Genomic DNA, 16181 nt, shown 5'->3' on the forward strand with positions numbered 1-16181 from the left:
CGCGCGCTCAGGTCGCGTGAGCCTGTAGCAGCGCATCTTCCCACGCGTAGTCGCGCGCGACACGTGGTTGCTGGGCGTACCACGCGTACGTCTCACGCATGCCGTCCTCGAGCGGGGTGAGTGTGAGACCGAGCTGTTCAGTCACGCGCGTGGAGTTGGCGGTGATGGCCGGGATGTCGAGATACACGCCGAAGTAGTTCGGCGGTTGCATCAGGCTGCCGCCGAGCTGCTGAATGCGCGCGCGAGGTACGTGCACGACCTGCGCCTCAGTTCCAGCCGCGCGCGCGAGGAGGTGCACGAAATCGAGCTGCGTGATGGGCGGAAAGTTGCCCAGATTGTACGCCTGCCCGATGGCCGCATCGTGCGTAGCGGCGAGAATGGCGGTGCGCGCGACGTCGTGGGCGGAGACCCACTGCATCGTGGCTTGTCCGTCGTCGGGGATGATGATGGGACGACCATCGCGCACTCGATCCCAGAAGAACGCTTCCCGGTCGAAGGCGTTGTGCGGACCGTAGATGAACGCCGGGCGCAGCGTCGACACCGGCAGCCCGTCGCTCGATCCCAGCGCGAACAACGCGCGCTCGCTGTTCGCCTTCTGCGCGCCGTACACGTCGGGGTGATCTTCCGGCACCAGCGGTGAGCGTTCGGTGTACGGACCACCGGTGGGATACACAGCCACGCTGGAGGTGAATACGTAGCGGGAGAGGCCTGAAGCCGTGGCGCGCGCCGCCGCGACGACCTGTTCGGGCGTGGTGCCACGCTGCCAGTCGTAGACGTTGTCGTACACGACATCGAACCGCTCACCGGCCAACGCCGACTGCACGGCCACGGCGTCGTTGCGGTCGCACTGGATCGCCGTCACCCGATCGCCGAACGGCGTGGTGGTGCCTCGGTGCATGAGCACCACCGTGTCGCCGCGCGCCAGGAGTTGCTCAACGAGGGCGCGCCCGATGAGCTGGGTTCCGCCGATGACGAGTACGCGTGCCATGGTTGCTCCGCTGTATCTAAAAGTGGTCGGTTATCTGCCGCTGCTTCGCACGGGGGCGCTACTTCGGCACTACTGGAGGTTCGCCCGTCACGCGCCGCGTGTCTTCCTGATGGGTCTCGCTCCGCTCGTCGGCTGGCAGGATCCCGGCATCGTTGAGCATCAATCCAACGGCATCGGGGATCATTGCCGGCCAGAGAACGGTGCCGATGGGACGCACGAACGGGCGCGGCGAGCGGCCCGTGCCGACGTAGCGACGTCGGGCCCACGACTCGTAGACGATCGTAAGCAATCCCCCCGCCACCGCGAACAGCATCCACGTCGCGAGCGCCTCGCGCCACGGCACGTCGATCAGCATCCATACCAGGACGCCGTAGCTCAGGACCATGCCCATGATCCCCATGCCGCGGCGCAGCGCCGCGTTGAGGGCCACGCAGGCCGTCGTCCAGAGCAGGACACCGAAGAGGACGATCGCCCACATCAGGTTCACGTAAAAGAACGTCACCTTGGACAGTGCAGCATATTCGACCGATGCGCAAATACGCCCACCACCTGTTGGGGGAGTCGCTCACATGACCGATCAGATTCACTTCGATGATGGCGCCTCGTACGAGCGATACATGGGCGTGTGGAGTCAACGGGTTGGTGTCGAGTTTCTCCGCTGGCTGGCGCCGGTCCCGGGTCGGCGCTGGCTCGATGTGGGGTGCGGCAATGGCGCCTTCACCGAGCTGCTCGTTTCGCAGTGCGCGCCCTCCGCGTTGCACGGCATCGATCCGTCCGTTGCACAACTCGACTTCGCGCGCGCACGGCCGGCGTTACGTGACGCCGACCTGCGTGAGGGAGATGCGATGGCGCTGCCATACCCGCACAACAGCGTCGATGCCGCGGTGATGCCGTTGGTGATCTTCTTTGTGCCGGACCCGGCTGCGGGTGTTGCCGAGATGGCGCGGGTGGTGGCGCCGGGTGGGCTCGTTGCCGCGTATGCGTGGGACATGTACGGCGGTGGGCTTCCCTACCATGTGCTGCAGCGGGAGATGCGTGCGCTTGGCGTCGTCGTGCCGTCACCGCCCAGTCCCGAGGCCTCGCGACGCGAGATCATGCACGATCTGTGGCGCGGGGCGGCTTTAGTCGAGGTCGAGACGCGCGAGCTCACGGTGGAGCGCCGCTTCGCCTCGTTCGACGAGTATTGGGACATCCTGGCGGGATGGGCCACCTTCGGTCGGATGTTGGACGCGATGGCGCCCGAGACCATTGCGCGACTGCAGGATCGTCTGCGCGAATGCCTCCCCGCCGACGCCGACGGGAGCATCACCTATGCGGCGAGGGCCAACGCCGTGAAGGGCCGGGTGTCGCCGCGCGACGCGTTCACGAGTTGAGCGTGCGACTGACGCCGGCGACACTGCGCGATGCGGTGCGCGACCTCTGTGCCCGTGACGACGCGCTGGCGCGTCTCGTGCTGCAGTACGGGGAGCCGCCGCTGTGGGAGCGCGCCGAGGGATTCGTCACGCTGGTTCGGGTCATTCTCGAGCAGCAGGTGTCACTCGAGTCGGCGGCCACGCTCTTCGCGCGGCTCGATGCGTCGGTGCCCGGCGGCATGCACCCCGAGCCGATCCTGACGCAAGGCGTGGACGGACTCCGTGCGCTCGGCGTGACGCGACAGAAGGCCGCGTACCTCGTGGCGCTCGCGACGCACGTGACCGACGGCCGGCTCGATCTCCAGACGCTCCCGACGCTGCCCGATGACGAAGTGCTCGTCGCGCTCGAGCGCGTGCCGGGGATCGGACCGTGGACGGCCCGGGTGTACCTATTGTTCTCGCTAGGCCGTCCCGACGCCTGGCCGCCGGGGGACTTGGCGTTGCACAAGGCGCTGCAACACGCGTACGATCTCGAGCGTGCACCGTCGAGTCGTGAGGCGTCCGCGTTGGCCGCGATCTGGTCGCCATGGCGCGCGGTGGCCGCGCGCATTCTGTGGCACGCCTATCTCACGCAGCGCGGCCGTTCGGTGCCCTGACACGGCTACGCCGTTTGCGGCGTATGGCGCTACACGCGGCGCAGCTCGGCCATCTGCGCGGCGTGACGGGCATCGTGGTGCGCCGTGAGCTCCACCCACGACCGCAGCGTGAGCGGGCCGAGGAACGGATGTGGAAAGGCCACGCCGTCGAGCACGGCGTCGTCAGCGGCGGTGAAGGCGGCCAGCAACGCCTCGCGGGTGGCCTGCAATTGCGCGATGGCGGCGTCGGCGTCGAGCGCGCCGGTAGGGTGTACGCGCTCAGGGGCTTCCACTTTGGTGGTGCGCTCACGGACCCACCCGATCGTGCGCTCGGTCAGCAATGCGGCCTGCAGTTCCTCGGGCGTGGCGGTGCGCGGCATCTCACCGCCCTTGGCGATCATGCGCGCCACGTTCCCTTCCACGCGGGCGCAGTGTTCGATGATCTGTGCGGCCGACCAGCCGCCTTCACCTTCGCCGGCGGACGTGGCGCGGAGCTCTGGCGGGATCGATTCGAACTGGGCAAACAGGTTGGCGCGCTCGTGGTGCAGGAGCGCCAGCAGGGCGGCGGCGGAGTCGGTGGGCTGAGTCATAGCGCTAACGTATCGCGGGGCGCGCGGGTCCGCACGGGGCGCTCGCGTTCATCTTGCCGAGACCCGTACCGCGCGACAACGTTGAAGCGTTCCCAGTGAGTGTCCCCTTGAATCGGTCTCCCTATGCGATTGTTACTGGTCCCTATTCTGCTGGTCTGTGTCTCTTCGTCGCTGCAGGCGCAGGACAAGAAGCGATGCGCTGACACCCCCGTCGACTCGACGAATCCGGCATCGCCGGTCTATCAGGAATGCCACGTGAAGCGCAAAGCTTCGCTTCGGGGCACACCGCCACGGCCGGATTTTTCGCCAAATCCGGGCGGATCGACGGCCTGCTATCGCGCTGACTTTGCATTCGTGGTCGATACGAGCGGAGCTCCCGAGCTGTCGACCGTGCGCCGGGTGTCGAGCACTGATCCGTCCTTCGCCGAGGCCGTGGAAGCTACGATTCCGCGATTGCGCTACGCACCGGCGCGCCTCGACTCCACATTGGTGCGGCAGGTCGTAAACTTTACCAGTAGCGTGTCGCTGCTTCGTGTCGTCATGGTGTCGTCGTCGCGCGGTGGTTCATTGTCGCCACCGTCAGGCTCGCGCATGCCACGGGCGCCGAAGTGCTGATGACGTACTGAGCTGTCTCCCTCTTTTCACGAGCGTTCCGTTTGCTCCGTACGCCCAAACGCTCGACGACGCACGGCCTGCTGCTCCTGACGGGTACCGTCGCGCTGGGGTTGGCCTCACGACGCTATCCCGCCGTGCTGCCGGAATTTGTGTCGACGTACGCGGGCGACGTGCTGTGGGCGTCGATGGTGTTCTGGCTGCTCACGCTGGTGCGGCCGACTGGCGAGGGGCGGCATCTGGCGGCAATCGCCTTCGCCATCGCGGTCGCGGTGGAAGTCAGCCAGCGCTATCACGCGCCATGGATCGATGCCGTGCGCGCGCTGCCGCTTGGCGCGCTGGCACTGGGGCAGGGCTTTCTCTGGAGCGATGTCGCCTGCTACCTCGTTGGGGTGATTCTGGCGGCGTGGATTGATTGGTCGCTCCGAACCCGACGGCAGAAGCGCGTCCCGATCTCAAGAGAGACGGGACGGTGATTCACTACTGGTTCACGATCGTCAAGATTCTGGCGCTCCGCCACGTGCAACCGAAGGTGGCGCCCGATGCGACTATCCGGCGCACCTTCCGCGTGCGCCTGTTCGATTGCGACGGATTTCGCGTGATGACGGCGTCACGGTACGCGGCGTACATGGACTTCATCCGGTGGGAGATGATCGCCCGCTCACCGATGTATCACGCCATCGTGACACGCGGACTGGCCCCTACGCTCGGCTCGCAGAAGCTGATCTATCGGAAGCCACTCAAGCGGTGGACGCGATTCGAGGTCGAGTTGGAGCTTGCCGGATGGGATGACAAGTGGATCTACCATATCCATCGGTTCGCGCAGCACGGGGAGATCAAGGCCGTTGGTATCACCCGGGCGTTGATCTGGAAGCGCGACGTACCAAGCATGCTCGCCGATGTCCTGCGCGATTCCGGCGTGACGCGACCGGCCATGAATCCGCCCGACTGGGTCTTCGAGCTTTTCGCACAGGACAAGGAGATCATCGATCGGCAACGTGTAGCGGCGAGCGCATAATGATGCACGATGAGGAGTCGAAGCGACTCGCGGCGGCGCGCGATGGCACGCGCCCGTGGAAGCGCTGGGGCCCGTATCTCAGCGAACGGCAGTGGGGCACGGTGCGAGAAGATGCGAGCGCGGGCGGTGACGCGTGGACTCACTTCACGCACGATCAGTCGCGTTCGCGGGCGTATCGCTGGGGCGAGGACGGACTTGGCGGCATCAGCGACGACAAGCAGCAGCTGTGTTTCGCGCTGGCGCTGTGGAATGGCGCCGATCCCATTCTCAAGGAGCGCGCCTTCGGACTGGACAACAGCGAAGGCAATCACGGCGAGGATGTGAAGGAGTACTACTTTTACCTCGATTCCACGCCGACGCACTCGTACATGAAGTATCTGTACAAGTATCCGCAGGCGGCGTACCCGTATCTCGATCTGATCGCCACCAACGCGCGGCGCAGCCGAGAGGAGCCGGAGTACGAACTGCTGGATACCGGCGTGTTCGATGGACAGCGCTACTTCGATGTGTTCGTGGAGTACGCCAAGGGCGATGCCGACGATATCCTGATCGCGATCACCGCCTGCAATCGCGGACCCGACGCGGCGCGCCTGCGGCTCTTGCCCACGCTCTGGTTCCGCAACATCTGGACAGGTGACGCCAGCGCCGCAAAGCCCATGATGCACGCGATGCGAGCAGTGGCCTCACACGGCGGCGCGACCGTACAGGCGACACATCCGGGCTTCGTCGCGCGCGCCATGCCGGAGGCGTACTACCTGTACTGCGACGCCGACGTGCCGCTGCTGTTCACCGAGAACGAGACCAACACGGCGCGACTGTCCGGCCAGCCGAACGCGAGCGCTTGGGTGAAGGACGGCATCAACGACTACGTCGTGCTAGGCAACCGGGATGCCGTACATCCGGCGCAGCGTGGCACGAAAGTATCCGCGCTCTACGAGCTCGACCTCGCGGCCGGCGCCCAGACGACGGTGCGGTTGCGCCTCACGGCGCAGGCTCCGGAGGAATCGCACGCACCATTCGCCGATTTTGACGCGGTGTTTTCGGCGCGCATGCGCGAGGCCGATGCGTTTTACGATGCGATCACGCCGATTGGCGTGCGCATGGACGTCGAGCGCAGCAATGTGATGCGGCAGGCGCTGGCGGGCATGCTGTGGTCGAAGCAATACTACCACTGCGACCTGGAACAGCATCGCACCGGTCATCATGCGAAGAAAAACAGCGCATGGTCGCACATGTACTGCGACGATATCATCTCGATGCCGGACACATGGGAATATCCGTGGTACGCTGCCTGGGATCTGGCCTTTCACGCCATCCCGCTGGCGATCGTCGATATGGATTTCGCGAAGGAGCAGCTCGATCTGCTGCTGCGCAACGACTATCTGCATCCGAACGGCCAGCTGCCAGCGTGCGAGTGGAATTTCAGTGACGTGAATCCGCCGGTGCACGCATGGGCCACGATGCAGCTGTATCTGCTGGAGAAGGAACGCCGCGGTGGCCAGGGTGAGCTGGAGTTCCTGAAGCAATCGTTCGAAAAACTGCTGGTGAACTTCACCTGGTGGATCAACCGGAAGGATCGCGCTGGCGCGAACATCTTCGAAGGTGGCTTCCTCGGCCTCGACAACATCGGTGTGTTCGACCGCTCGTCGCCGTTGCCCACCGGCGGGTACATCGATCAGGCCGACGGCACCGCGTGGATGGTGTTCTACAGTCAGCAAATGCTGCGCATTGCCGTGGAACTGGCGCTGCACGAACCGCGCTATCAGGACTTCGTGGAGAAGTTCTATCAGCACACGCTACGTATCGCGGGCGCGATGGATCGCGTGGGTGAGCATCAGGACGAAATGTGGGACGAGGCCGACGGCTTCTTCTACGACGTGCTGCGCTTGCCCGACGGAGCGGCGATGCGCCTCAAGGTGCGCTCCATCGTGGGGCTCTTGCCGCTGGCGGCGGTGGCGGTGTTCGAGGCCGATTTGTTCGATCGGCTCCCGCGCTTTCGGGAGCAGAGCGCGGCGTTCGCGCGGCGACATCCGCGGCTCATTGCGAACCTGCATCTGCCCGACCGACCCGGGGTGGCCGACCGTCGCATGCTGTCGATCGTCGATGAAACGAAACTGCGTCGCATTCTATCGCGCATGCTCGACGAGCAGGAGTTCTTCTCGCCACACGGCATCAGGGCCCTGTCACGCCATCACCACGAGCATCCGTACACCTTTACGCACGACGGCAAGGAACATCGCGTCGCCTACGTGCCGGGCGACTCCGACAGTGGCATGTTCGGTGGCAATTCCAACTGGCGCGGACCGGTGTGGATGCCGATCAACTATCTGTTATACGGCGCCCTGTTGCGGCTGTACGCGTACTACGGTGACGACTTCACCGTGGAGTGCCCCACCGGGTCAGGCCACCAGATGACGCTGTTGGAGGTGGCGATGGAGCTGGGCGATCGCTTGTGCAGCATCTTCCAGCCCGATGCCGCTGGGGCACGACCCGTGAATGGACGCGATACGGTGTTTCGCGACGATCCGTACTGGCGCGACCTCGTGCAATTCTCCGAGTACTTCCACGGCGACACCGGCGCCGGCGTGGGCGCCAGCCATCAGACTGGATGGACGGGCTGCATCGCACAGATCATTCAAACCAACGGTATGCTGGCGAAGGAACTGCTGCACACCGCAGGAGGTATGACGGCCGCCATCCGCATTCTGCAGACGAGCACCCGCATGCCCCGGCCGTAATTGCGGCGCCGGGCGGATGCGCGTTACGGACGCTTGGCGATCGGACGTCCAGTGCGGATGATCGCTGACGCTTGGTCGGCGGTGCCGGACAGGAGCAGACCGAGGTAGCCCTTCTCGATCCGGTCCCTGATCGTACCGGCGGCGGCCGTCATCATGCTCGGCATTCCCGCCTTCGCTCCAAGGTCACGCGTGCGCTGACACGCCGCCTCGGCGCCCGGCGCATCACCGCCCATGTCGCGGGTGAGACTGCCGATGCCGCACGACAGCAGGCTGTAGCCCTTCACGGCCGCGATGTCGGCAACCTCGGCGATGGCGCCTTTGTCTTCCACCATCAGCATCGCGATCACGGTGCCCTTGGGATTCGCGGGTGACCACACGTTGGCGCCGGCCTCGGTGAAGAACGCGGCGGCGGTGCGTGCCTCAGCCGTGCTGCGCACATGCGGAATTACCACGCCGTCCGCGCCAAGCGCGAGCACTTCCTTCACGCGGGCGCGGGTCAGTTCGACGCCGGCGTCTTCGATGGTAGGAATACGAACGAGCAAGGTGGGACGCGTGGCCGCGCTGCTCAGCTTGATGCCGTTCACCATCGCCCGCACCGCGTTCGCATCGTAGGCCCCTTCGAGATTCAGGAAGAGGTAGTCGAGCAGCGGATTCTCGGCGAGCGCCTTGGCACCGGCTTCGGTATACAGCGGCGGGAGACGGGTGGCGCCGGCGGCTGGTGGGGCCGGTGGCCGCTCACTGGGAACGAACATGCCGAACGCGGCCGCGCCCGACTTCCACAGCGGCAATGCTGCGCCAGCGGCGACAGAGGGCGAGGACTTCGATGCGCTCGCGCAGCCGCCGAGGATCGTGGCCGCGAATGGTAGTGCAACGAGCCAGCCCGTACGACGCATGTGCCGTTCTCCTGAGAGTGAGCGCCGAGGCTGCGGCGCGACAGTCGTGCGAAGCCGTATCATATCGCGCGGACGGTGGACGCGCTCGCCGTCGAGCCACAGTTTCTGTGCCATGGCACACGATCTTCTTCGGCATCTCGCGTCGCTTCGCGCGCACGGGGAGTGGGCGGATACCAAACTCGTTGTCGCCGCTCAGCAGGTGACCGGAGACGCGACGGCGGTGCGGCGTGAACTTTCTCACGTGCGCGGGGCTCAGGAGGTCTGGCTCTCGCGCATCGAGGGGCGAGCGGCGACGATACCGGTGTGGCCGGCGTATTCCGCGGTGGAGATCGAGCGGGCGGGTGCGGTGATCGACGAGCGCATGCGCCGCCTGTTCGACACGCTCACGCCCGAATCGTTGGCGCAGGAGATCGCGTACAGCAACTTGCAGGGCTTGCCATTTCGCACTGAGCTTGGTGAGATCCTGCTACACCTGCTCATGCACGGGCAGTATCATCGCGGCAAAGCGAATGTGGCGCTGCGCGATGTGGGCGCGGCCACGGTCGGGGTGGACTACATCGCGTGGCACCGCGAGTTCGGATCGTCCTTGCGCGAGGTGTAGCGACCCGCATGCAAAACGCGCCGGGCATGACGCCCGGCGCGTTTCCGTGTCGTCCACGGAGGTTCGTAACGACCTGAGGTCGTGATGGCACCTGCAGCCATCTGATTCCGTGTCGGCACCCGATTGACCGGGTATCAATTCCCAGCCAACGGTCCGTCCCACTCTGAGGTGGGATACATGCAGCGGGTCGATGCGCGCGGTGCCATCTCGCTTCGCCTCTGTCACCCCGAGAAATCGGGATCGATCCCCGACCCGCCGAGGCATCGTGGAGGCATCGCCCTCACTCTGCGAGCGTATAGTGCCACCGTTTCGCACGGTGCACTATCGGGCAAAACCTTACGCGAAGCCGCCCCGACCACGGCTGCCAGGGCCATCCTTGAATCAAGCCGACGCGCGCGCCGTACGGAGCGCGCAGGCGCGCGGCTCCGCGCGGGCGACTCACGCATCCCACCAACATGCCGACCGCGTCACTCACAACGTCGATTTCCGACGCTCAGCTCGAAATGCGTCTTGCCTACTTTGGCGGTGCCCCCGGGATGCTGACGTCGGCACTGGTGTGGATGACGGCGGGCTTCGTGGCGCTACGTCAAACACCGGAGCGCGCGGTCTGGGCCCTGTTCATCGGGGGGATGCTGATCCATCCGCTGTCGGTTGTGCTCACAAAGGCATTGGGCCGGAGCGGTACCCACGGCCCGCACAATCCGCTCGGCACGCTGGCGCTGGCGACCACGTTCTGGATGATCCTGTGCCTGCCGCTGGCGTACGGCGTGTCCTTGCATCGCATCGAGTGGTTCTTTCCCGCCATGCTGCTGGTGATCGGAGGGCGATATCTGACGTTCTCCACCGTATTCGGCACGCGGATCTATTGGCTCTGCGGCGGTACGCTGGCGCTCGCCGGCTATGCGGCTGCCGCGGCCAAGGCGTCTCCGGTGATCGGCGCGTTCGCCGGTGCGGCCATCGAGGCGGCCTTTGCTCTGGTGATCTTCGTGCGCGCCCGACGTGCGCCGGGAGTCGCTAAACTGCATGCGTGATCCGGTTCACCTCGCCACCTGACGCTAGCGATCTCCCCGCGCGATTCCCGAGTCCCTTCGATCGGGCGGCCGTCCATCCGCTCGCACGCCGCGCGGCGATGGAGACCATGGACCTGCTCCAGTTGCCCGCAATGGCCCCCTGGCGGCTCGATCAGCCCGGCAACGGCAAAATGTTCGGGGTGCTGGTGGTGGCGGCTTCTGATGGCACGGTGGGCTATTTGCGCGGCTTCTCCGGCATGGTCGCCGGCATGTGGACGATCGAGGGCTGGGCCCCGCCGACGTACGACGAGGCGGCGCGTGATGCGGTCTGGATTCCCGGTGAGGCCGAGCTGTACGACCTGGGTACCGACGACGACGCGCGCACCGCGCGCTCGCGCGAACTGTTGCCCGCGATCCAGGAGACGTATCGATTCACCAACGCGTGGGGTGAGGTGCGCGCGCTGCGCGATCTGTTCGCGCCCAAGGAGCCACCGGGCGGGGCGGGTGATTGTGCGGCGCCAAAGCTGCTGGCACAGGCCTACGCGCAGGGGCTGCGGCCATTGGCGCTGGCCGAGTTCTGGTGGGGCGCACCACCGCGCACCGGCGATCGTCGGGCCGGGTCGTTCTATCCGGCCTGTCAGGGGAAGTGTCCGCCGATTCTGGCGCATATGTTGCGCGGCGTACCGGCCGATCCGCCGCCGCTGTTCGGTGCGGCTGCCATCGCCGAACGCGAGCCCGCCGTCGTGTACGAGGACGAGCATCTCGTCGTCGTGAACAAGCCGTGTGGACTGCTTTCGGTGCCAGGACGCAGCGGATTATTGCGGGACTCAGTGTCCACCCGATTGCGCGCGCGTTATCCCGATGCCACGGGACAGTTGGTGGTGCATCGACTCGATCTCGACACGTCGGGACTGCTGCTGGCTGCGAAGGACACCACCACCTTCTCGGCGTTGCAGCGACTGTTCTCGCTGCGCGAGATCGCGAAGCGGTATGTGGCATGGCTCGACGGCCATGTGCAGGACGACGAGGGCGTGATCGACTTCCCGATGCGCATGGATATCGACGACCGTCCGCGACAAATCCACGACCCGGTACATGGCAAAGCGGCCGTGACCACGTGGCAGGTGCTTACCCGCGCCGACGGGCGAACCAAGGTGGCGTTCACGCCGCACACGGGTCGAACGCATCAGTTGCGTGTGCACGCGTCGAATCCGATTGGGCTCGATGCGCCGATCGTCGGCGACCGCCTCTACGGACGCGTGGCGCCGGAGTATGGCGAGCGGCTCCTGTTGCACGCCGAATCACTCGCGTTCACCCATCCCGTGACGGGTGTTGAAGTCCGTGTGACAAGCTCGGTACCGTTCTGAGCGGTACTGCGATGTTGCCCCACATATCCCCGCGCAGTACAATCTCCCGATGTCGCATCTCACCACTAAGGGAGTCGTTAACGCATGAGTGACAAGAAGATCATCGCGGTGTTCGGCGCCACCGGCGCGCAGGGCGGCGGACTCGCCCGCGCGATTGCTGCCGACTCGAGCGGCGGGTTTGTGGCCCGTGCCATCACGCGCCATCCGCACTCGGACAAGGCCGAGGCGCTCGCCGCCGAGGGAATCCAAGTCGTGGCCGGTGACATCGATGACGCGTCGACGCTTGGCGCGGCGCTCGAGGGCGCATACGGCGCGTTTTGCGTCACGAATTTCTGGGAGCACTTCTCCGCCGAGCGCGAAGGCGTGCAGGCCACGAACATGGCGCGCGCCACGAAGGCCGCCGGGGTGCAGCATGTGATCTGGTCCACGCTCGAAGACACGCGTAAGTGGATCCCGCTGGACGATACCCGCATGCCGACGTTGCACGGCCACTTCAAGTGCCCGCACTTCGACTCAAAGGGCGCGGTCGATGCCGTGTTCGCGAATGAAGGCGCGCCGACCACGTACATGATGGTTGCGTTCTACTGGGACAATCTCATCCACTTCGGCATGGGGCCGCGCGCCAACGAACAGGGCGAGTTGGTGATGGCGCTACCGTTGGGCGGCGCGAAGCTGCCCGGTATCGGCGCCGAAGATATCGGCCGCTGCGCGTACGGCATTTTCAAGGAGGGCCCCAGCACGATCGGTCAGCGCATCGGCATCGCCGGCGAATCGCTGAGCGGCGAAGACATGGCGGCCAAGCTCGGCAAGGCGATCGGTCGCCCGGTGCACTTCTTCGACGTGCCGTTCGACACGTACCGCGGACTCGGTTTCCCGGGCGCCGAAGACCTCGGCAACATGTTCCAGTTCCAGCAGATTCTGGGCGAAGAGTTCCAGCGCTACCGCGATGCGGCGCGTTCGCGTCAGCTGTATTCCGGCTTGCTCGATTTCGATGCCTGGCTGGCGAAGCACGCGGCGACGATTCCGATTGGGTGACGCTTGAACGGCTAACCGAAACTGCAAACTCCCTAGTAGGCAGGGAGGAGGGAATCAGGGTGGAGGAGGCAGGTGAAAAGCGCGCGCCGTTGCTCCTTCCTGCCCCCTGATACCCTCCTCCCTGCTCACTAGGGAGTTAAGAGTTGGGAGTCGCCCGTTACCTCGGCAACGCCTGCTCTATATCCGCCGCGATGTAGGCCATCACCGCCATGACCGCCACGCAGCGTTGCACTTCGGCCCGATCGAGTTTGTCCGGGGTGTCGGCATCTGTGTGATGGAACCAGAAGTAGCGCGAGCCGTCCACATTCAGTCCCATGCCCGGCACGCCGGTGGCCATGATCGGACCGATGTCCGCGCCGCCGCCGGACGCTTCGATCTTGCCGGCGTTGATGGGATTCAGCAACGAACCGATCGCGGTCACGATCGCGCGGGCCGCCGGCGAGCCGGTGAAGCCGAAACCGAGCGGAGAGAATACGCCACCATCGGATTCAATCGCCAACTGGTGCGTCTCGCTCTGGTGGGCATCGCGATACGCGTTGCCGCCGCGCATGCCGTTTTCCTCGTTCGTCCAACCAACGGCGCGAATCGTACGACGTGGCGTGAGGCCGAGCTTCTTGAGCAGGCGGATCGCTTCCCACGCGATCACGACACCGCCGGCATCATCCATGGCGCCCTGGCCCACGTCCCACGAATCGATGTGACCGCCCATCACGACGATCTCATTGGGCTTTTCGCGACCGCGCAGTTCACCCATCACGTTGTGGCTCTGCGCGTCGGGTAACATCTTGGCGCTCATCTTGAGCGTCACGCGGACCTTGTCGCCGCGGTTGATCATCCTGCGCATCATCATCGCGTCTTCGGAGGTGACACTCGCGTGGGGAATCTTCTTCACGGTCGAGTCGTAGCTCATGCTGCCGGTGTGCGGTGTGCGCATGCTGTACGGACCGGCCGCCCGTGCCAACGAGGCAACCGCACCGACTTTGGCGGCGGCGATGGCACCGAGACGACGGAACGACCCGTTGTAGCCGTAGTCGCGCCACTCGGCGTCGTACAGCACGATCTTGCCTTTGGCTTCAGCGGCGCGCTGGGTGAGTTCTTCGAAGCTCGCGACCACCATCACTTCGGCGGTGATGCCGGCGGCCGGCGTGGCGATGCTGCCGCCGAGGCCGAGCATCGGCAGCAGCTGGCGACGCGGCGCGACCAGCTCCAGCGACTCGGCGCCGCGAACCCAGTGCGGCACCATGACCTTCTCGCGCTTCACGTTGGTCAGGCCGTCCTTCTCCATCGTGGCGGCGGTCCAGACAATCGCGTCTTCGAGCGCCTTGGAGCCCGACAAACGGTGGCCGAACCGATCGGCAAGCTCGGCAATGCGGTTCCATGCGCCCGCCGAGTCGGCCTGGGCCGCCGCGATGATCCGGTTGGCGACCTCGGCGTACTTGGCGGGAATCGCTTCGGGGGCCTGCGCGGAAAGCGGAGCCGTAACCGGTGCGGCGATCGCGGCCAGCGCGAAGGCAGCGAACAAGGAAGAGCGAACCATCGGCATGTCCACGTTCGGGGGGAGGGGAGGGAATCCTTGCAATCTTGGGCCTGCGCCCCGTCCCGTCCAATCCCCGTGGCATATTGAGCGAACCTCTCTCTCATCCAACATGCTGACTGATACGATCATCGCGAAGCGCACGAGTGGCCGTGTCACGTGCGCCCTGGTGCCGCAGCCCCAATGGGCGAAATCACGCGTCCTCGCCGATCAGGCGGTGGAAAGCCTCGGTCTTCGCGCGCTCGGCGAGGGTTGGCTCGAGGTGAGCGAGAGTGACGCGCTCCGCATCGCCGCTGGCGTGCTCGGTCGGGATCTCGCCAGCAACGCCGTGATCATTCCCGCCGTCGAGGCGGATGCCTTGGTGAACGATCTGCTCGCCATGGTGCCGGAGCCGTTCACCTGTTTCACGAACGGCGACTGGGCCGACGTGTTCGGCGAGGAGTCACCGCACACGAACGGTTTCAGCTTCGATCCGCTCACGGAATCGGCGCTCGATGCCGGCATCGTGTGCGTGGGTGACGGCGTGACGGCGGTGCTCTGGGTGGAAGACGAGGACTGACGATGACGACACATCGCGGCAACTGGGTGGAGCGGAACGATCCGATCGAGCCCGAAGTCGCTCGTGTGCTCGCCCATCCGCTTGGCCTGCCGCACGACGATGTGCGACTTCTCGAGCATGCGCTCGCGGTACGCGGCATGGTGGAGGCCGGCGGCAGTGAGGTGGATGTCACGAAGTACGTACGTCGGCTTTTCGAGCCGTTCGGGCTGCCGCAACCCGATGCCGTGGTGGCCCGCCTTCTAGGTCTCGCGCTGTGGCACGTGACCAAGGCCGGGCTGGTGCGCAACAACGCGCAGCGTCGCGTGGAAGAACTCGTACGGCAGCTGCCCCCGGAGGCTCCGCTGTCGGAGCGCTTGGCGGCGGCGATCGAGCGGGCGCCGTAGTCGCGGGTGGGTGGGCAGGGCGGTGGCTCGACGGACGGTGTCGTGCCGAGGCGGGATCAGTGGTTCACGCGAAGGTCGCGAAGGGCCGCGAAGTTTCGCGAAGAACAGCACATGGATTTTCTTCGCGTGCCTTCGCGACCTTCGCGTGAACCTACGGGCTATGAGCACAAGCGAGAGTCATGGCATGAGTGTGCGAACCACCCGGATACTGCTAGCGATCGGCCTGACCGCAATGGCCGCCTGCTCGGCCGAGCCGCGCGCACCGACCGCCAAGTCCGCGCCACGCGTGATTCCCGGACCCGCGGCTACACCGATGCGCAGCCCCGACGTGTATCGTGTACGCTTCGAGACCAGTAAGGGGCCGTTCGCCATCGAGGTCACGCGCGCGCTCTCCCCGCGCGGTGCCGACCGGTTCTACGAGCTGGTCACGATCGGTTATTATGCAGGCAACCGCTTTTTTCGCATGGTGCCGGGGTTCGTGGTGCAGTTCGGCATTCACGGGGATCCGGCGGTGAACGCGAAGTGGGCGCAAGCGGCGATGGCCGATGAACCCATGCGCCAAAGCAACACGCGCGGCACGGTGGCCTTCACCACCGTCGACGCGAACAGCCGTACCGTGCAGCTGTTCGTCAACATGGCCGACAACGCCGCCAAGCTCGATCGGCAGCGCGTCTTTGCGCCGATCGGTGTGGTGATAGAAGGCATGGACGTGCTCGAACGGCTCAACGTCGAGTATGGTGAAGATCCCGTGCAGTCACGCATCATGTCGCGCGGCAACAAGTATCTCGACCGGTGGTTTCCGGCCCTCGACTCGATCGTGTCGGCCACCGTCGTACCTACGCCTTCCGTACCCGCACAGTGAAGTT

Annotated in this window: 18 protein-coding genes; 13 read left to right on the top strand and 5 right to left on the bottom strand. The window is 65.6% G+C overall.

The window, feature by feature from the left end; all coding sequences use genetic code 11:
* Nucleotides 1-7: 7 nt before the first annotated feature.
* Nucleotides 8-988 carry an NAD-dependent epimerase/dehydratase family protein gene (locus RMP10_RS22145; RefSeq protein ID WP_310572247.1) on the bottom strand — a complete coding sequence of 327 codons (981 nt, stop codon included), beginning with the start codon at nucleotides 986-988 and terminating at the stop codon, nucleotides 8-10.
* 58 nt (nucleotides 989-1046) lie between these two features.
* Nucleotides 1047-1490: a hypothetical protein gene (locus tag RMP10_RS22150; protein WP_310572248.1), complete on the bottom strand. Its 444-nt coding sequence runs from the start codon at nucleotides 1488-1490 to the stop codon at nucleotides 1047-1049.
* A gap of 67 nt (nucleotides 1491-1557) precedes the next feature.
* Here RMP10_RS22150 and RMP10_RS22155 point away from each other — a divergent pair, with 67 nt between their 5' ends.
* Entirely contained in the window at nucleotides 1558-2361 is an 804-nt protein-coding gene (locus tag RMP10_RS22155) for a methyltransferase domain-containing protein (RefSeq protein ID WP_310572249.1), read from the top strand.
* 2 nt (nucleotides 2362-2363) lie between these two features.
* Nucleotides 2364-2996, top strand: a complete 633-nt coding sequence (locus tag RMP10_RS22160; protein ID WP_310572250.1) for a hypothetical protein — start codon at nucleotides 2364-2366, stop codon at nucleotides 2994-2996.
* A 29-nt stretch (nucleotides 2997-3025) separates the two neighbouring features.
* Here RMP10_RS22160 and RMP10_RS22165 read toward each other — a convergent pair whose 3' ends face one another.
* Nucleotides 3026-3565, bottom strand: a complete 540-nt coding sequence (locus RMP10_RS22165; RefSeq protein WP_310572251.1) for a DinB family protein — start codon at nucleotides 3563-3565, stop codon at nucleotides 3026-3028.
* A 123-nt stretch (nucleotides 3566-3688) separates the two neighbouring features.
* Here RMP10_RS22165 and RMP10_RS22170 point away from each other — a divergent pair, with 123 nt between their 5' ends.
* From RMP10_RS22170 to RMP10_RS22185, 4 genes are read left to right on the top strand one after another with little or no spacing between them, the layout of a single operon-like run.
* A complete protein-coding gene (locus tag RMP10_RS22170) occupies nucleotides 3689-4180 on the top strand; it encodes a hypothetical protein (protein WP_310572252.1) in 492 nt (163 codons plus the stop codon).
* Nucleotides 4181-4221: 41 nt separating this feature from the next.
* A complete protein-coding gene (locus RMP10_RS22175; RefSeq protein WP_310572253.1) occupies nucleotides 4222-4653 on the top strand; it encodes a DUF2809 domain-containing protein in 432 nt (143 codons plus the stop codon).
* Nucleotides 4650-5195 (top strand): acyl-CoA thioesterase, encoded by a 546-nt coding sequence (locus RMP10_RS22180; RefSeq protein ID WP_310572254.1) that lies wholly within the window; start codon nucleotides 4650-4652, stop codon nucleotides 5193-5195. Before RMP10_RS22175 ends, RMP10_RS22180 begins: the two co-directional genes overlap by 4 nt.
* Before the next feature lie 2 nt (nucleotides 5196-5197).
* Entirely contained in the window at nucleotides 5198-7933 is a 2736-nt protein-coding gene (locus RMP10_RS22185; RefSeq protein ID WP_345785841.1) for a glucosidase, read from the top strand.
* Between the two features lie 23 nt (nucleotides 7934-7956).
* On the opposite strand, the gene RMP10_RS22190 is transcribed toward RMP10_RS22185, so the two are convergent.
* Entirely contained in the window at nucleotides 7957-8826 is an 870-nt protein-coding gene (locus RMP10_RS22190) for an aldolase/citrate lyase family protein (protein ID WP_310572256.1), read from the bottom strand.
* 112 nt (nucleotides 8827-8938) lie between these two features.
* Between RMP10_RS22190 and RMP10_RS22195 the strand changes: the two genes are divergently transcribed.
* The 4 genes from RMP10_RS22195 to RMP10_RS22210 all read left to right on the top strand — a co-directional run bounded on the left by RMP10_RS22195 (nucleotide 8939) and on the right by RMP10_RS22210 (nucleotide 12839).
* The gene (locus RMP10_RS22195; protein WP_310572257.1) at nucleotides 8939-9427 is read left to right on the top strand and encodes a DinB family protein; all 489 of its coding nucleotides are present in this window, start codon (nucleotides 8939-8941) and stop codon (nucleotides 9425-9427) included.
* 455 nt (nucleotides 9428-9882) lie between these two features.
* Nucleotides 9883-10458: a hypothetical protein gene (locus RMP10_RS22200; RefSeq protein ID WP_310572258.1), complete on the top strand. Its 576-nt coding sequence runs from the start codon at nucleotides 9883-9885 to the stop codon at nucleotides 10456-10458.
* Nucleotides 10455-11804 (top strand): RluA family pseudouridine synthase, encoded by a 1350-nt coding sequence (locus tag RMP10_RS22205; RefSeq protein WP_310572259.1) that lies wholly within the window; start codon nucleotides 10455-10457, stop codon nucleotides 11802-11804. The genes RMP10_RS22200 and RMP10_RS22205 overlap by 4 nt, the downstream gene beginning before the upstream one ends.
* A gap of 84 nt (nucleotides 11805-11888) precedes the next feature.
* Nucleotides 11889-12839 (top strand): NmrA/HSCARG family protein, encoded by a 951-nt coding sequence (locus RMP10_RS22210; protein ID WP_310572260.1) that lies wholly within the window; start codon nucleotides 11889-11891, stop codon nucleotides 12837-12839.
* A 157-nt stretch (nucleotides 12840-12996) separates the two neighbouring features.
* On the opposite strand, the gene RMP10_RS22215 is transcribed toward RMP10_RS22210, so the two are convergent.
* On the bottom strand, nucleotides 12997-14376 hold the full coding sequence (locus RMP10_RS22215; protein ID WP_310572261.1) for a M28 family metallopeptidase: 1380 nt from the start codon (nucleotides 14374-14376) through the stop codon (nucleotides 12997-12999).
* A gap of 109 nt (nucleotides 14377-14485) precedes the next feature.
* On the opposite strand from RMP10_RS22215, the gene RMP10_RS22220 reads away from it, so the two are divergent.
* The 3 genes from RMP10_RS22220 to RMP10_RS22230 all read left to right on the top strand — a co-directional run bounded on the left by RMP10_RS22220 (nucleotide 14486) and on the right by RMP10_RS22230 (nucleotide 16177).
* Nucleotides 14486-14932, top strand: a complete 447-nt coding sequence (locus RMP10_RS22220) for a hypothetical protein (RefSeq protein ID WP_310572262.1) — start codon at nucleotides 14486-14488, stop codon at nucleotides 14930-14932.
* 2 nt (nucleotides 14933-14934) lie between these two features.
* The gene (locus tag RMP10_RS22225; protein ID WP_310572263.1) at nucleotides 14935-15315 is read left to right on the top strand and encodes a hypothetical protein; all 381 of its coding nucleotides are present in this window, start codon (nucleotides 14935-14937) and stop codon (nucleotides 15313-15315) included.
* Nucleotides 15316-15499: 184 nt separating this feature from the next.
* Nucleotides 15500-16177 (top strand): peptidylprolyl isomerase, encoded by a 678-nt coding sequence (locus tag RMP10_RS22230; protein WP_310572264.1) that lies wholly within the window; start codon nucleotides 15500-15502, stop codon nucleotides 16175-16177.
* Nucleotides 16178-16181: the final 4 nt, after the last annotated feature.

It is taken from the genome of Gemmatimonas sp. (assembly GCF_031426495.1).
Taxonomy (GTDB): Bacteria; Gemmatimonadota; Gemmatimonadetes; order Gemmatimonadales; family Gemmatimonadaceae; genus Gemmatimonas.

Excerpts from the sequence above, each read along its gene's own strand:
- RMP10_RS22215 (WP_310572261.1), bottom strand. The coding sequence starts at position 14,376 with ATGGTTCGCTCTTCCTTGTTCGCTGCCTTCGCGCTGGCCGCGATCGCC.
- RMP10_RS22185 (WP_345785841.1), top strand. The coding sequence starts at position 5,198 with ATGCACGATGAGGAGTCGAAGCGACTCGCGGCGGCGCGCGATGGCACG.
- RMP10_RS22145 (WP_310572247.1), bottom strand. The coding sequence starts at position 988 with ATGGCACGCGTACTCGTCATCGGCGGAACCCAGCTCATCGGGCGCGCC.
- RMP10_RS22225 (WP_310572263.1), top strand. The coding sequence starts at position 14,935 with ATGACGACACATCGCGGCAACTGGGTGGAGCGGAACGATCCGATCGAG.
- RMP10_RS22210 (WP_310572260.1), top strand. The coding sequence starts at position 11,889 with ATGAGTGACAAGAAGATCATCGCGGTGTTCGGCGCCACCGGCGCGCAG.
- RMP10_RS22200 (WP_310572258.1), top strand. The coding sequence starts at position 9,883 with ATGCCGACCGCGTCACTCACAACGTCGATTTCCGACGCTCAGCTCGAA.
- RMP10_RS22195 (WP_310572257.1), top strand. The coding sequence starts at position 8,939 with ATGGCACACGATCTTCTTCGGCATCTCGCGTCGCTTCGCGCGCACGGG.
- RMP10_RS22170 (WP_310572252.1), top strand. The coding sequence starts at position 3,689 with ATGCGATTGTTACTGGTCCCTATTCTGCTGGTCTGTGTCTCTTCGTCG.
- RMP10_RS22190 (WP_310572256.1), bottom strand. The coding sequence starts at position 8,826 with ATGCGTCGTACGGGCTGGCTCGTTGCACTACCATTCGCGGCCACGATC.
- RMP10_RS22155 (WP_310572249.1), top strand. The coding sequence starts at position 1,558 with ATGACCGATCAGATTCACTTCGATGATGGCGCCTCGTACGAGCGATAC.
- RMP10_RS22220 (WP_310572262.1), top strand. The coding sequence starts at position 14,486 with ATGCTGACTGATACGATCATCGCGAAGCGCACGAGTGGCCGTGTCACG.
- RMP10_RS22165 (WP_310572251.1), bottom strand. The coding sequence starts at position 3,565 with ATGACTCAGCCCACCGACTCCGCCGCCGCCCTGCTGGCGCTCCTGCAC.
- RMP10_RS22230 (WP_310572264.1), top strand. The coding sequence starts at position 15,500 with ATGAGTGTGCGAACCACCCGGATACTGCTAGCGATCGGCCTGACCGCA.